The sequence below is a fragment of the Rhodococcus sp. BP-332 genome (assembly GCF_019836065.1).
GTDB lineage: Bacteria > Actinomycetota > Actinomycetes > Mycobacteriales > Mycobacteriaceae > Rhodococcoides.
Map to the genome: position 1 here is coordinate 1,208,258 of NZ_JABUEC010000001.1, position 14,403 is coordinate 1,222,660.

Annotated in this window: 11 protein-coding genes and 1 rRNA gene; 5 read left to right on the forward strand and 7 right to left on the reverse strand. The window is 68.6% G+C overall.

From position 1 onward, the window contains the following. Window positions 1–12: 12 nt before the first annotated feature. A complete protein-coding gene (gene glgP, locus HQ314_RS05725) occupies window positions 13–2,592 on the reverse strand; it encodes an alpha-glucan family phosphorylase (protein ID WP_056448942.1) in 2,580 nt (859 codons plus the stop codon). A gap of 238 nt (window positions 2,593–2,830) precedes the next feature. Between glgP and HQ314_RS05730 the strand changes: the two genes are divergently transcribed. Genes HQ314_RS05730 through HQ314_RS05740 form a run of 3 tightly spaced genes read left to right on the forward strand, consistent with a single transcriptional unit; the run spans window position 2,831 to window position 8,510 of the window. Beyond that, window positions 2,831–4,837 carry a maltotransferase domain-containing protein gene (locus tag HQ314_RS05730; RefSeq protein ID WP_222649462.1) on the forward strand — a complete coding sequence of 669 codons (2,007 nt, stop codon included), beginning with the start codon at window positions 2,831–2,833 and terminating at the stop codon, window positions 4,835–4,837. After that, window positions 4,834–7,050, forward strand: coding sequence for a 1,4-alpha-glucan branching protein GlgB (gene glgB, locus HQ314_RS05735; protein ID WP_222649463.1), 2,217 nt, complete (start codon window positions 4,834–4,836; stop codon window positions 7,048–7,050). The genes HQ314_RS05730 and glgB overlap by 4 nt, the downstream gene beginning before the upstream one ends. Continuing rightward, on the forward strand, window positions 7,047–8,510 hold the full coding sequence (locus HQ314_RS05740; protein WP_308119238.1) for a metallopeptidase: 1,464 nt from the start codon (window positions 7,047–7,049) through the stop codon (window positions 8,508–8,510). Before glgB ends, HQ314_RS05740 begins: the two co-directional genes overlap by 4 nt. Here HQ314_RS05740 and HQ314_RS05745 read toward each other — a convergent pair. Together HQ314_RS05745 and HQ314_RS05750 are read right to left on the reverse strand one after the other, a co-directional pair. Further along, a complete protein-coding gene (locus HQ314_RS05745; RefSeq protein ID WP_222649543.1) occupies window positions 8,507–9,388 on the reverse strand; it encodes a tetratricopeptide repeat protein in 882 nt (293 codons plus the stop codon). The genes HQ314_RS05740 and HQ314_RS05745 overlap by 4 nt on opposite strands. Before the next feature lie 69 nt (window positions 9,389–9,457). Then, window positions 9,458–9,850 carry a DUF3817 domain-containing protein gene (locus HQ314_RS05750; RefSeq protein ID WP_082544701.1) on the reverse strand — a complete coding sequence of 131 codons (393 nt, stop codon included), beginning with the start codon at window positions 9,848–9,850 and terminating at the stop codon, window positions 9,458–9,460. A gap of 150 nt (window positions 9,851–10,000) precedes the next feature. Between HQ314_RS05750 and mce the strand changes: the two genes are divergently transcribed. Continuing rightward, the gene (gene mce, locus HQ314_RS05755; protein ID WP_027505478.1) at window positions 10,001–10,477 is read left to right on the forward strand and encodes a methylmalonyl-CoA epimerase; all 477 of its coding nucleotides are present in this window, start codon (window positions 10,001–10,003) and stop codon (window positions 10,475–10,477) included. 70 nt (window positions 10,478–10,547) lie between these two features. Then, complete coding sequence (locus HQ314_RS05760; protein ID WP_056448957.1) at window positions 10,548–11,516, forward strand: hypothetical protein; 969 nt, start codon at window positions 10,548–10,550, stop codon at window positions 11,514–11,516. 3 nt (window positions 11,517–11,519) lie between these two features. On the opposite strand, the gene HQ314_RS05765 is transcribed toward HQ314_RS05760, so the two are convergent. From HQ314_RS05765 to rrf, 4 genes are all read right to left on the reverse strand, one after another. Next, window positions 11,520–11,840 (reverse strand): ATP/GTP-binding protein, encoded by a 321-nt coding sequence (locus HQ314_RS05765; RefSeq protein WP_222649464.1) that lies wholly within the window; start codon window positions 11,838–11,840, stop codon window positions 11,520–11,522. Window positions 11,841–11,863: 23 nt separating this feature from the next. After that, on the reverse strand, window positions 11,864–12,568 hold the full coding sequence (gene nucS / locus HQ314_RS05770) for an endonuclease NucS (protein WP_027505475.1): 705 nt from the start codon (window positions 12,566–12,568) through the stop codon (window positions 11,864–11,866). Between the two features lie 31 nt (window positions 12,569–12,599). Then, on the reverse strand, window positions 12,600–14,150 hold the full coding sequence (locus HQ314_RS05775) for an adenylate/guanylate cyclase domain-containing protein (protein WP_222649465.1): 1,551 nt from the start codon (window positions 14,148–14,150) through the stop codon (window positions 12,600–12,602). Between the two features lie 128 nt (window positions 14,151–14,278). Next, a 5S ribosomal RNA gene (gene rrf, locus HQ314_RS05780) occupies window positions 14,279–14,395 on the reverse strand. Window positions 14,396–14,403 lie beyond the last annotated feature (8 nt).

Consider the following 14,403-nt stretch of genomic DNA (forward strand, 5'->3'; position numbering starts at 1 on the left):
ACCCGCAGGGACCTACATCGGGGACGGACCCGCCACCCGACCGAGCTCGGCGTCTCCCGCGAGCAGCGGATGGTGCGGCAGGACCCGCACCGTGTATCCGACCGACCCGGAGAGCGGCAGCGTCGTGTCGGCGAGGAACCGCTCGCCGCCCGCGGCCGATCCCTGGTGCAGCATCGGGACCGTCACGACGTCGCCGAGCTGCTCGTCCTGATCGACGTGGCCGAACACGGCCTGCACGGACACGTCCGACGGGCCGAGTCCGCCGAGCCCCACCGTCGCGGACAGGGTGAGTGTCGAACCCAGCACCGGGGTGTCCGGCAGCCCGTCCGCCTCGACGTCGGTCACCGTGACCGCGGGCCACGCCGCATCGACGCGGCGCCGATAGTCGGCCATGGCCTTCGCACCGGCGTAGTCGTCGGAGATCGCCGCCGCACCCGCCCGGGTGGCGGGACCGTAGTACTGCTGCGTGTAGTCGCGAACCATCCTGGACGCCAACACCTTCGGGCCCGTGACCGTGAGGGTGTGCCGCACCATCTCGACCCAGCGCGCCGGCAACCCGTCGTCGCCCCGGTCGTAGAACTTGGGGAGCACCGACTTCTCGAGCAACTCGTACAGCGCCGCGGCCTCGAGATCGTCGCGGCGGTTCTCGTCGACGACGCCGTCGGCGGTGGGGATGGCCCAGCCGTTCTCCCCGTCGTACATCTCGTCCCACCATCCGTCCCGGATGGAGAGGTTCAGTCCACCGTTGAGAGCGGACTTCATGCCCGAGGTGCCGCACGCCTCGAGCGGCCGCAACGGGTTGTTGAGCCAGACGTCGCATCCCCAGTAGAGGTAGCGGGCCATCGACATGTCGTAGTCGGGCAGGAAGACGATGCGGTGCCGAACGTCGTGCTGATCGGCGAATCGCACGATCTGCTGGATCAGCGCCTTGCCACCGTCGTCCGCGGGGTGCGACTTGCCGGCCACCACCAGCTGTACCGGGCGGACCGGATCGAGCAGCATGGCGCGCAGGCGCTCCGGTTGCCGCAGCATCAACGTCAGTCGCTTGTAGGTGGGGACACGGCGCGCGAATCCGACCGTGAGCACCGACGGGTCGAACACGTCGTCCGTCCACGCGAGTTCGGCGTCGGTGGACCCGCGCTCGAGGGCCGAGTGGCGCACGCGGCGGCGCACTTCCGCGACCAGATCGGACCGCAGCGCCGAACGCGTCTCCCACAGGTCCGATGCGGAGACCTCGGCCAGCTGCTCCCAGCCCTGTGCCTCCTCCATCGTGCGGGTTCCCACCGTGCGCGCCGCGAGGTCGAGCCACCGCTGCGACGCCCACGTCGGTGCGTGCACGCCGTTGGTGACCGAGCCGATGGGGACGTCGGACGCGTCGAATCCGGGCCAGAGTTCGTCGAACATGCCGCGACTGACGATGCCGTGGAGCTTGGAGACTCCGTTCGCGCGCTGCGCCGACCGCAGCCCCATGTGGGCCATGTTGAACACCGCGGGGTCGCTCTCGCGGCCGAGTTCGAGGATGCGTTCCATCTCGATGCCGGGCAGCAGCGACGACTCCGCCGTGCCGTCTCCGAAGTAGAGGCGCACCAGATCCGCGGGGAAGCGGTCGATACCGGCGGGCACGGGAGTGTGCGTCGTGAAGACGGTGGACGCTCGCACCGCGGCGAGCGCGGAATCGAAGTCCAGCCCGCCCGCGTGCAGTTCACGGATGCGCTCGAGACCGAGGAAGCCGGCGTGGCCCTCGTTCATGTGGAAGACGCTGGGCGCGGGAAGCGAGTGGTACTCGGTGTAGGCACGCACGGCGCGGACGCCGCCGACCCCGGCCAGGATCTCCTGCTTCACCCGGTGGTCCTGATCGCCGCCGTAGAGACGATCGGTCACGCCGCGCAGCTCGGGATCGTTGTCGGCGATGTCGGAGTCCAGCAGCAGCAGCGGGATGCGTCCGACCTGGGCGATCCAGATACGCGCGCGCAGCACGCGGTCGCCCGGCATCGCGACGTGGACGAGCACCGGGGAATCGGACTCGTCGGTGAGCAGTCGCAGCGGCAGACCCTGCGGGTCGAGGGACGGATACCGCTCGGCCTGCCAGCCGTCGGCCGTCAGCGACTGGCGGAAGTACCCGGAGCGGTACAGCAGGCCCACGCCGATGAGGGGCAACCCCAGATCGGACGCGGCCTTGAGGTGATCGCCGGCGAGGATGCCGAGACCACCGGAGTAGTTGGGCAGCACCTCGGAGACGCCGAACTCCATCGAGAAGTACGCGATGCCCACCGGCAGATCCGCACCGGAGTCGACCTGCTGCTGGAACCATCGGGGTTGCGCCAGGTAGAGGTGTAGATCGGCGACGAGATCATCCACGCGCTGCACGAACGCGTCGTCGTTCGCCAGGTCCTCGAGGCGGGACGAGCGCACCTCGCCGAGGATGCGCACCGGATCGCGGTCACCACTGACCCACAGGTCCGGATCGATGCTCTCGAACAGCTCCAGGGTCGGCGGATGCCACGACCATCGCAGGTTGACGGACAGTTCGGCGAGTCCGGAGAGTCGGGCCGGGAGCTGCGCGCGGACGGTGAATCTGCGGAGTGCTTTCACGATTCCGAAGACTACTGCGGGCGACCGCCGCGCACCGTGGTTCCGCGTTTGCCGAGGAGCCGTTCGGGTACTTCTCCCGGTGGCGTCCGAGACTGCCGCGTGCCTCGTCCGCAGGTCGCGTCGGTGCTCTCGGTCGGTTTCGAGAAAGACCGGGGCATCTCGTCTACGGTTGACTTCGAGCTCAGCCCGACAACCCGACATCGACAGAACTGCGACAACCAGCAGAAAAGGGGCTTCGGTGACAGGCCGTATCGGCATCGACGACGTACTACCCAACACATCGTCCGGTAAGTATCCCGCCAAGGCCGTTGTGGGAGAGACATTCCCGATCACGGCCGCGGTGTGGCGCGAGGGGCACGACGCCGTCAACGCGACGTTGGCGGTTCGCGGGCCCGGCCAGGGCAAGTCGGTCCACATCCCGATGGTCCCCGGCGAGCAGCCGGACATCTTCCACGGTGTGTTCACTCCCGACGCCGAAGGCTTCTGGATCGCCCGCATCGAGGGCTGGGGTGATCCGATCGCCACCTGGATGCATGCGGTCGAGGCGAAACTCGGCGTGGGCCAGGGGCCGGCCGAACTGGCCAACGATCTCGAGACCGGCGCACGCCTGTTCGAACGCGCCGCCAAGAACGTCGGTCGCTCGGAGAAGCCACTGCTCGAGAACGTCGTGACGGCGCTGCGGAGCGACGCACCGCTGCCGTCGCGCGTCGCACCGGCGTTCACGCCCGAGGTGCGCGAGATCCTGCACGAGACGCCGCTGCGCGAGCTGGTGACGCGCGGCGAGGCGATCAACGTCTGGGTCGACCGCCGCGAGGCACTCGTCGGCTCGTGGTACGAGCTCTTCCCCCGCTCCACGGGCGGCTGGAACGAGGACGGCACTCCTCGCCACGGCACGTTCGAGACCACCATCGGCGCGCTCCCCCGCGTGGCGGCCATGGGCTTCGACGTCGTCTACTTCCCGCCGATCCATCCGATCGGCAAGGTGAATCGCAAGGGCCGCAACAACACTCTGACTCCGGGACCCACCGACGTGGGCTCGCCGTGGGCCATCGGCTCGTCCGAGGGCGGCCACGACGCGGTGCATCCCGAGCTGGGGACGGTCAAGGAGTTCCGCGCACTCGTCACGGCCGCGCGCAAGCTCGGCCTCGAGATCGCCCTGGACCTCGCCCTGCAGTGCGCCCCGGACCACCCCTGGGCCGCCGCACATTCCGACTGGTTCACCGTGCTCCCCGACGGCACCATCGCCTACGCGGAGAACCCGCCCAAGAAGTACCAGGACATCTACCCGGTCAACTTCGACAACGATCGCAAGGGCATCTACGCGGAGGTGCTGCGCGTCGTCAAGTTCTGGATCAGCCAGGGAGTCAAGATCTTCCGGGTCGACAATCCGCACACCAAGCCACCGGACTTCTGGGAGTGGCTCATCGCCGAGGTCAAGAAGACGCACCCCGACGTGCTCTTCCTGGCCGAGGCGTTCACGCGTCCCGCGCGGCTCTACGGTCTCGCGCGACGCGGTTTCACGCAGTCCTACACGTACTTCACGTGGCGCACGGCCAAGTGGGAGCTCACGGAGTTCGGACAGGAGATCGCCGCCAAGGCCGATCTGGGTCGACCCAACCTGTTCGTCAACACGCCGGACATCCTCCACGAGAGCCTGCAGAAGGGCGGCCCCGGCATGTTCGCGCTGCGTGCCGCTCTCGCCGCCACCCTGTCCCCCACGTGGGGCGTGTACTCGGGATACGAACTCTACGAACACGTTCCGGTGCGCGAGGGCAGCGAGGAGTACCTCGACACGGAGAAATTCGAGTTGCGCCCCCGCGACTTCGAGGGCGCACGGGCTCGCGGCGAATCGCTCGAGCCGTGGTTGGCCATGCTCAACGCCGTCCGCAAGGCGCACCCGGCGTTGCAGCAGTTGCGCAACATCCACTTCCACCACGTCGACAACGACGCGATCATCGCCTACTCGAAGTTCGACGCGGTGACCGGTGACGCGGTGCTGGTCGTGATCAACCTGAACCCGTTCGGCGCCGAGGAAGGCACCGTCTGGCTCGACATGCCGCAGATCGGCCGCGACTGGCAGGAGCACCTGACGGTCACCGACGAGGTGAGCGGTCAGCAGTTCCAGTGGGGCCAGGCCAACTACGTCAAGCTCGAGCCGTGGCGGTCGGTCGCCCACATCCTGGCGCTGCCGCCCGTCCCGTTCCCCGCCCGCACCGAACTCGCCTTCCGGAAGGAGATCTCATGACGGAACGCACCACCCCCGGCGCGAGCACGGACACCCTCGCCGCTCCCGGTGATCACGACCTCTCGCTGCTCGCCCGCGGGCAGCACCACGACCCCCACTCCGTTCTCGGCGCGCACCCGATGCCGGGCGGCACCGCCATCCGGGCGTTGCGTCCCAACGCTCTCAGCGTCACCGCGGTCATCGGCGGGAAGGACCACGAGCTCACACACGTCGCGCACGGCGTGTTCTCGGCCCTGGTGCCGGTGGAGGACCTCGCGGACTACCGGCTCCGCGTCGAGTACCCGGGCGGTCACCAGGTGACCGTCGCCGACGGCTACCGCTTCCTGCCGACCCTCGGCGAGCTCGATCTCCATCTCTTCGGAGAGGGGCGCCACGAACGACTCTGGGACATCCTCGGAGCGCATCTGCAGAGCTACACCACGCCCGACGGACCTGTGAACGGCACCTCGTTCGCGGTGTGGGCCCCGGGCGCCGTCGGCGTCACCGTCGTCGGCGAGTTCGACGGCTGGGGCGGACAGACCTGGCCGATGCGCGTGCTCGGCACCACCGGTGTGTGGGAGCTGTTCGTCCCCGACATCGGCGCCGGCACGCTGTACAAGTTCCGGGTGCACGGCAAGGACGGCTCGGTGAAGGACAAGGCCGACCCGATGGCCTTCGCCACCGAGGTCCCGCCGTCGACGGCGTCGGTCGTGAACCAGTCGTCGTACGAGTGGTCGGACGGTGACTGGATCACCGCGCGCGCCGAGCTGGAACCGCACCGGGCGCCGATGAGCGTGTACGAGGTGCATCTCGCCTCCTGGCGCCCCGGACTGAACTATCGCGAACTGGCGGAACAGCTCTCGGCTCACGTACGCGAGACCGGCTTCACCCACGTCGAGCTGCTGCCCGTCGCCGAACACCCCTTCGGTGGATCGTGGGGATACCAGGTCACCTCGTACTACGCACCGACGTCGCGCTTCGGCACCCCCGACGACTTCCGCGCCTTCGTCGACCTCCTGCACCGTGACGGCATCGGTGTCATCGTCGACTGGGTCCCGGCGCACTTCCCCAAGGACGACTGGGCCCTCGCGCGGTTCGACGGCTCCCCGCTCTACGAGCACGGCGACCCGCAGCGCGGCGAGCAGTTGGACTGGGGCACCTACGTCTTCGACTTCGGTCGTACCGAGGTGCGCAACTTCCTCGTCGCCAACGCGCTGTACTGGATCGAGGAGTTCCACATCGACGGGCTCCGCGTCGACGCGGTCGCGTCGATGCTCTACCTGGACTACTCGCGCCCCGAGGGTGGGTGGAGCCCCAACATCTACGGCGGTCGCGAGAATCTCGAGGCCGTGGCGTTCCTGCAGGAGATGAACGCGACCGTGCACAAGCTGCACCGGGGCGTCGTCACCGTGGCCGAGGAGTCGACGTCGTGGCCCGGCGTCACGCGTCCCACCAGCGTGGGCGGCCTCGGCTTCTCCATGAAGTGGAACATGGGCTGGATGCACGACACGCTCGGATACATCGGGCGCGATCCGATCCACCGCGCGTACCACCACCACGAGGTCACGTTCTCCCTGGTCTACGCCTGGAGCGAGAACTTCGTGCTGCCCATCAGCCACGACGAGGTCGTGCACGGGAAGGGCACGCTCTGGTCCCGCATGCCGGGTGACGACTGGGCGAAGGCCGCGGGTCTGCGCGGCATGCTCGCCTACATGTGGGCGCATCCCGGCAAGCAACTGCTGTTCATGGGCCAGGAGTTCGGCCAGACCGCCGAGTGGTCCGACGAGCGCGGTCTCGACTGGTGGGAGATCGGCGAGGAGGGAAGCGGCTCGCTGCACCGCGGTGTACAGCAACTGGTCGGCGACCTCAACCGCACCTACGTCGCAGGCCCGGAGTTCTGGACACAGGACGGCTCGCCCAGTGGCTTCTCGTGGATCGACGCCAACGACACCGCGAACAACGTGCTGAGCTTCCTGCGCTTCGGCGACGACGGCTCCGTCACGGCCTGCCTGTTCAACTTCTCCGGTTCCCCGCACGGCGATTATCGTGTTGGATTACCCGAGCCGGGCCGATGGGTCGAGATCCTCAACACCGACGCGGAGGTCTACGGCGGTTCGGGAGTGGGCAACCTCGGTGAGGTCACCGCGACCGAGCACTCGTGGCACGGTCGTCCGGCATCCGCTCGGGTCGCCCTTCCGCCCTACGGAGCGATCTGGCTCAGACTGGAGAGATGATGCGCGGGGCTCGCGTCCGGTTCGGCTGGTCCGCGAGCCTCCTCGCACTCGCCGTCACCACTGCGCTCACCTCGTGTGGCGCGGTGGTGACGGGCTCCCCCGTCTCCATCTACGACGACCCCTTCACCGTCGCCGGTCTCCCCGTCACGGACGGCCCGTCCGGCCCGAGACCCGGTGTCTCCCATGCCCAGCGCGACGTCGACGGCGCAGCCGGAACGGACGTCGACCTGCTCGCGACGGATGCTGTGGACGACATCCAGAAGTTCTGGCGCACCACGTACTCGACGCTGTTCCGCGGATCCTTCCAGCCCGTCCGGTCGCTGGTGTCCTGGGACGCCACCGCCGACGCCGGCGAGGGTCCGCTCTTCTGCAGCGAACCGACGGACGGACTCGCCAACGCCGGATACTGCTCACTCGACGACAGCATCGGCTGGGACCGCGGGCTGCTCATGCCGGCCATGATCGACGCGTTCGGACCCATGTCGGTGGTCATGGTGCTCGCCCACGAGTACGGCCACGCCGTGCAGACGCAGTCCGGCCTCGTCGGGGACGACGACCCGACCATCGTCGCCGAGCAACAGGCAGACTGCTTCGCGGGCGCCTTCATGCGCCATGTCGCCGAGGGCGACTCGACCCACTTCACGCTCAACACCTCGGACGGGTTGAACGACGTCCTCGCGGCCACCGTGGCCGTCCGCGACGTCGACCCCGGTGATCCCGACTCGGTGCACGGCTCCGCGTTCGAACGGGTCACCGCCGCCCAGATCGGCTTCACCGACGGCGCCGGGGCCTGTACGCGCATCGACGAGAAGGAGGTCGAGTCGCGGCGCTCGACCCTTCCCCAACAGTTCGACAGCCCTCTCGACACCGGCGAGCTCCCCGTCACGCAGGACTCGCTCGAGCAGTTCGCCGCGACGTTCGAACAGGTGATGCCCACCACGGATCCCCCGACGGTCGACTACTCCGGCGCCGACACCGGGTGCGCGGACGCGCTCACCACCGAACCGGTCTCCTACTGCCCCTCCACCAACACGATCGGTATCTCGGTCGACGCGCTGGCCGATCGCGGACGTCCCACCGAGGTGAGCGAGGACGACATCGTGCCGCTCGACGTCACCGGTGACTACGGCGCCTATGTCCTCTTCGTCTCCCGGTACGTGCTGGCCGTGCAGAACGAGGCCGGCCAGGGCCTGACGGACGCCCGAGCCGCGCTCCGGTCGGCGTGCCTGTCGGGAGTGGTCACCGCAGCACTGAGTCCCTCCGACACGGACGCGGCGCAGAGGTCGACGGTGACACTGTCACCGGGCGACCTCGACGAGGCGGTGTCGGGTCTGTTGTCGGACGGGCTCGCCGCGAGTGACGTGGACGGTCGCACGGTCCCCAGCGGCTTCGCGCGCGTCGACGCGTTCCGCTGGGGCGTGCTGGGTGGCCGGGAGGCGTGCGACGGCCGCTACTCCTAGTAGAGGGCGGACGCCAGCTTGCGTCGAGCGGTGACCACCAGCGGATCCGCCGGGTCGAAGAGCTCGAACAACTCCAGCAACCGGGCGCGAGCACGGGCGCGATCGTCCTCACGCGTGCGCCGGACCAGCTCCACGACACGAGCGAACGAGTCCTCGGTCAGCTGCTGATACAGCAACGCGTCGGCCGCCTGGAGACCGAGATCGACGTCGTCCGGCGCCGCGTCGGCCTGCTCGACGATGTCGTCCGGCAGCCCCTGGACGCGTGCCAGGAATCGGACCTGACGCACGCCGTTCAGTGCCTGCTTGTTGGCCGGCTCGGCGTCGACGATCTCCTGGAAGGCCGCCTCGGCACCCGCGAGGTCACCCTCGGCGAGCGCGGCCTCGGCTGCGTCGAAGCGCGGGTCCTCGGGCTCGGGGGCCGGTTCGTCGGCGTTCGGGACACCGGTCAGCTTCCCCTCGACGGCGCGGGCGATGGCCGCCAACCACTCACGCAGGCTCTCCTCGGGCTGCAGGCCCTGCAGATCCGCGAGGGGCTGGCCTGCTGCGACGGCGACCAGCGTGGGAACGGCCTGCACGCCGAAGGCCTGCGCGATGCGCGGATTGACGTCGACGTCGACGTTGGCGAGCACCCAGGCGCCGTCACCCTCGACCGCGAGGGCCTCGAGGGACTGCGTCAGCTGCAGCGACTGCGGGGAGCGCGGCGACAGCAGATTGACGATCACGGGGACCTGGCTCGAGCGCACCAACACCTCGGCCTCGAAGTCCACCTCCGTCACCGTGACGGAGACCGCGAGACCGTTGGCGGCGGTGGGAGACGGCGGCGCGGACGCGGCCTGCGCCTTGGCCTTGAGCGCCGAGAGGTCGACCGCGCCGGACATGGCGGCGGCTGCCGCGGCCGACGGACGTACTGGTGGGCGAGATCCGGGTCGAGTCACGAGGTTATTTTGTCACTCCGCCGCGGCCCGCGGCGATGCGGCTCCGGCCGATCGAACCAGACGTCCGGTCCTCGACGCCCACACCTCGAAGACGATGGTGCCGAAGGGCGGGATGCTCGCGAGGAGTGCGAGCACCGTGACGCCCTTGCTCCACCGCAGCGCGAGGGCGGTCAGCACGGTGATCACGAGGTACAGGACGAAGACCGCGCCGTGCAGCATGCCCGGGATCCGGACACCACTGTCGATGTTGGGGTCGGGGACGTACTTGACAGCCATGCCGATGAGCAGCGCGACCCAAGTGACGGCTTCCGCGACCGCCACGACGCGGAACCACCGCACGATCGGCGGCTGCGAGACCGTGGAGGACGCGGCAGGTGCGGTGCTGGACAGCTGGTTGTCGGCCATGTGTCCATTCTGCCGCAGTCGGTGAACGGTCCTCGACCATCGGCGGCGTCGCCTTGGCCACACAGAGTTGGCGGTCGTCCAGCGATGCCGACGATCGATTGTGACCCAGACCACGCCCGAACTGCCGGAAAAAAGGTCTAACGTCAAAGTATGACGACCACCGACGAGCACACGACGGCGACCGCGGACGCGGTGACGGCAGGCCTCGTGACGGCCATCGACCACGTGGGGATCGCAGTGGCCGACCTCGACGTCGCCCTCGAGTTCTACCGGGACCACTTCGGGATGACGGTGACCCACCGCGAGGTCAACGAGAGCCAGGGTGTCGTCGAGGCGATGATCTCCGTTCCCGGTGCCGCCGACGGCGCCGCGCAGATCCAGCTCCTCGCTCCCCTCGACGAGACGTCGACCATCGCCAAGTTCCTCGACCGGAACGGTCCCGGCCTGCAGCAGCTCGCCTTCCGCGTCCGCGACGTCGAGGAGACCGCGGCGTTCCTCCGCGAGCGTGGTGCCCGGTTGCTGTACGACGCTCCCCGCCGCGGTACCGCCGATTCCCGGATCAATTTCGTGCACCCCAAGGACGCCGGCGGCGTCCTCGTCGAACTGGTCGAGCCCGCCGCGAGCTGACCCCTCCCCGGAACCCGTCGTGATCAGCACCCGACGGCCGAAACGGGGCGCGTGACGGTAGGTTGTCCGCATGGCACCAGAGAACGTCAGCGGTAGCAGCTCCCTGCCCTTCAGCGTGGTCCGCAAGGGGTACGACAAGGACGAGGTCCAGCGGTACTTCGAGCGGTTCGATGCCGAGCTCCGCGTCATCGCGACCGATCGCGACGCGGCGGCCGCGCAGGCCCGCGATCTCGCGGTCCAGCTCGAGGACGCCCGCGACGAGATCGACGATCTCCGTAAGGACATCGATCGGCTCTCGGTCCCCCCGACCACCGCCGAGGGCATGAGCGATCGCATCTCTCGCATGCTGCGACTCGCCTCGGACGAGGCGTCCGAGGTGCGCGCCAAGGCCGAGGCCGACGCTGCCGAACTCGTGTCCGTGGCCGAGCAGGACGCCACCCGCATGCGCGGCGAGTACGAGGGCCTGGTCGCCGAGCTCAAGGACCGACGGTCCGCACTCGAGACCGAGCACGAGCAGACCATGGCCGAGGCACGCACAGCCGCCGCCCGCATCGTCGAGGAGGCGCAGGCCGAGCGTGATCGCCTCGCCGCCGAGGCCGAGAAGAAGCGCGCCGCGGTGCAGGAGGACTTCGAGATCACGATGGCCGATCGCCGCACCAAGGTGATGAACGCCGTCGACGAGCTCGAAGCCGACTCCAAGGCCGAGGCGGATCGTCGGCTCGCCGATGCCACCGCCGAGGCGAAGCGTCGCCTCCAGGCCGCCACCGAGCAGTCGGAGCGCCGCATCGCTCACGCCAAGGAGCTCGCCGAGGAACTGCGAGTCCTGCGTGGCCGGGTGCTCGCTCAGCTGCTCGGCATCCGCGGCCAACTCGATTCCGTGCCGGCCATGCTCGCCTCGGTCAACCGGGAGAGCGAACTGCTCGACGCACCGTTGGCGCCGGACGATCTCGAGATCGACGAGTCACTCCTCGATGATGCACCGGCCGAGACGTCGACCGAGCGCTCCTCGAACGGCCAGTCGAGCTCGACCCAGTCCTGAGAGTCAGGACCACCTGCGGGTGAGCCCGCGGGTACCGCGTCCGGACCAGCAACCCGTGTGCCAGTGCCGCCTGTCGTCGGGTCCGCCGAGTTTCTCGGCGGGCCAGACGACCACGTGCGCCACCCCGGGCATGATCTCGTGGTCGCAGCCGGGGCACCGGTAGGGCTTGGTCGCACGAGCGCCGGGAATCGGGCGCACGACGTACTCCTCGTCACCGTCGAAGGACGGGCCGCGCTCCACTCGCGCCGTGGCATCACCGAACGTCGGCGCGGGTCGCCCCGGTCGGCCCGACCGGCCGGCTCGTTGGTTGTTGCGTCTCGGCACTCGACCGATGGTAGGCGACCGCGTCAGAAGAGCGTGAACGCGGACGATTCGATTCCGCGGAGCGAGTCGTAGTCCAGTGTGAGGCAACGAATCCCGCGATCCTCCGCGAGCGTCTTCGCCTGCGGCTTGATCTGCTGGGCCGCGAACACGCCCCGCACCGGAGCCAGCAGTGGATCACGGTTCAGGAGTTCGAGATAGCGAGTCAGCTGCTCGACACCGTCGATGTCTCCTCGACGCTTGATCTCCACCGCGACCGTCGCACCGTCCTCGGCGCGGCACAGAAGGTCCACGGGTCCGATCGCCGTCGGGTACTCCCGGCGTACCAGGGTGTACCCGTCACCGAGCGTGTGCACGTGCTCGGCGAGCAGTTCCTGCAGATGGGACTCGACGCCGTCCTTGGTCAGACCCGGATCGACACCCAGCTCGTGGCTGCTGTCGAGTTCGATGTCCTCGATCGTGATGCGCAGTTCCTCGCCGGCCTTGTTGGTCACGACCCACAGCTGTCGGTCCGCGGGCACGACGTCGCCGTCGGCAGGGAGAGCCTCTGCAGGGTTCTCGACCAGCCAGCACGGCGGCGTCATCCAGTTGAGCGGCTTGTACGCCCGATCGTCCGCGTGGACGCTCACCGATCCGTCGGACTTGACGAGCAGCAGACGCTTCGCCCACGGCAGATGGGCCGTCAACCGGCCGACGTAGTCGACCTGACACCGAGCAATGACCAGACGCACCGGGCCACCCTATCGACCGTGTGGGCCGCCGTCAGGCAGGGGTCGCGAGCTGCGTCTCCTCCGAACGCCCCCGCAACGTCACGCTCTTGCCGAACGACCACTCGTCACTCGACTGATTGTGGGCGTGCTCCACCGTGCGTGCCGACGCCACCAGACGCCCGTCCGCAGACTTGGCGAGCTCGGACAACCGGGCCGCCTCGTTCACCGGATCACCGATGACCGTGTACTCGAATCGTTGCTTCGCACCGATGTTGCCCGCGACGGCTCGCCCGGACGCGATACCGATGGCTGCCTGGCAGTCCGGGACCTCGTTCTCGAGTCGCCGCATGATGGCGCGAGCCGCGCTGAGGGCCTCCCCGCAGTGATCGTCGAGATCGCCGGGAGCACCGAAGATGGCGAGCGCCGCATCGCCCTCGAACTTGTTGACGAAACCGTGATGCTTGTCCACCTCGTCGACCACCACGTCGAAGAAGCGGTTCAACAGATCCACCACCTGCGCCGGGGGCTGGGAGGCAGCCAGCTCCGTGGATCCGATCAGGTCGATGAAGAAGACGGCGATGTCGCGCTCCTCGCCGCCGAGCTCGGGATTGCTCTTCAGCGCGGCCTCGGCGACCTCCATGCCGACATGGCGACCGAACAGGTCCCGGATCTTGTCCCGCTCGGCGAGGCCCTCGGCCATGCGGTTGAAGCCGCTCTGCAGTTCGCCGAGCTCGGTGCCGTCGTAGACGGACACCCGTGCGTCGAGGTTGCCGCGTTCGATCTCGACCATCGCCGAGCGCACGTTGTCGATGGGCGCCGTCGTAGCCAGACCGCCGAGCAGCGTCAGCGCGAAGCCGAACAGGAACGTGATGCCGCCGAGCGCGAGGATGGCGACCGCGAACTGGTCGGCGGTGGTGTCATCGCGGATGAACGAGGCGATGGCGATGACCATGAGTCCCGCCACTGGGACGCCGGTACCCAGGAGCCACGAGAGGATGGAGCGCCCCATCACCCCGGCGATACGGATACGGCGGAGATCGCCGGCCTCGAGAGCACGCGCCGCCGCCGGGCGCAGAGCGAACTCCGTCAGCAGGTAGCTGAACGCGCAGACGGTCGCACCACCGAACGCGATGGTGAACGCGACCTTGGGGATGGAGTTGGGATCGATGATGCCGTCGGCCGTCGTGACGATGACGAGCCCGCCGATCCAGAGACCGATCTGCAACCGGGTGAGCCGCCACGGCATCGCCAGCGTGCGCTTCTGTTCCTTGCGGGTGGGCACGCGGTCCTCGATGGCCCAGCGCAGTCCGTTGACGGTCCGCTTGGTTCCCCACCCCACTCCGATGAGGAACGCGACCACGAGGTAGCACGGGATGAGGATGAAGTTCACCCACCAGTACTCACGGGGCGTGACGACGTCCGGCCCCGGCACGACCACGCTGATGAGTGCACCCACGATCACGGCGCCGATCGCGTTGGCGCCCAGCAGGAAGACGGTGAGCAGAATCTGCACCCGGATACGCCGGCGACGCGGTGATTCCTCGGTGTGCCCGAGCAGCGGGGAGCCCAGAGGCGATATCGAGCGTCGTGGTTTCTGCGGCATGGTGGATACGAGACTATCCCGGCGCGCGTAGGACCGGACTCTGCTTGATCGGACTGTGTCCGGACACCGATACCCGTGAATGCAGAACGCCCCCCGACCGATGGTCGGGGGGCTTTCTGGGAAGGGTTGTTCGGCGGTGTCCTACTCTCCCACACCCTGTCGGGTGCAGTACCATCGGCGCTGGAGGGCTTAGCTTCCGGGTTCGGAATGGGTCCGGGCGTTTCCCCTCCGCTATGGCCACCGAAACTCTGTG

Bases quoted from the DNA above. Each gene is read 5' to 3' on its own strand.
- HQ314_RS05745 (WP_222649543.1), bottom strand. From the start codon at position 9,388: ATGTCCGGCGCGGTCGACCTCTCGGCGCTCAAGGCCAAGGCGCAGGCC.
- HQ314_RS05740 (WP_308119238.1), top strand. From the start codon at position 7,047: ATGATGCGCGGGGCTCGCGTCCGGTTCGGCTGGTCCGCGAGCCTCCTC.
- HQ314_RS05760 (WP_056448957.1), top strand. From the start codon at position 10,548: ATGGCACCAGAGAACGTCAGCGGTAGCAGCTCCCTGCCCTTCAGCGTG.
- HQ314_RS05750 (WP_082544701.1), bottom strand. From the start codon at position 9,850: ATGGCCGACAACCAGCTGTCCAGCACCGCACCTGCCGCGTCCTCCACG.
- glgB (WP_222649463.1), top strand. From the start codon at position 4,834: ATGACGGAACGCACCACCCCCGGCGCGAGCACGGACACCCTCGCCGCT.
- mce (WP_027505478.1), top strand. From the start codon at position 10,001: ATGACGACCACCGACGAGCACACGACGGCGACCGCGGACGCGGTGACG.
- HQ314_RS05775 (WP_222649465.1), bottom strand. From the start codon at position 14,150: ATGCCGCAGAAACCACGACGCTCGATATCGCCTCTGGGCTCCCCGCTG.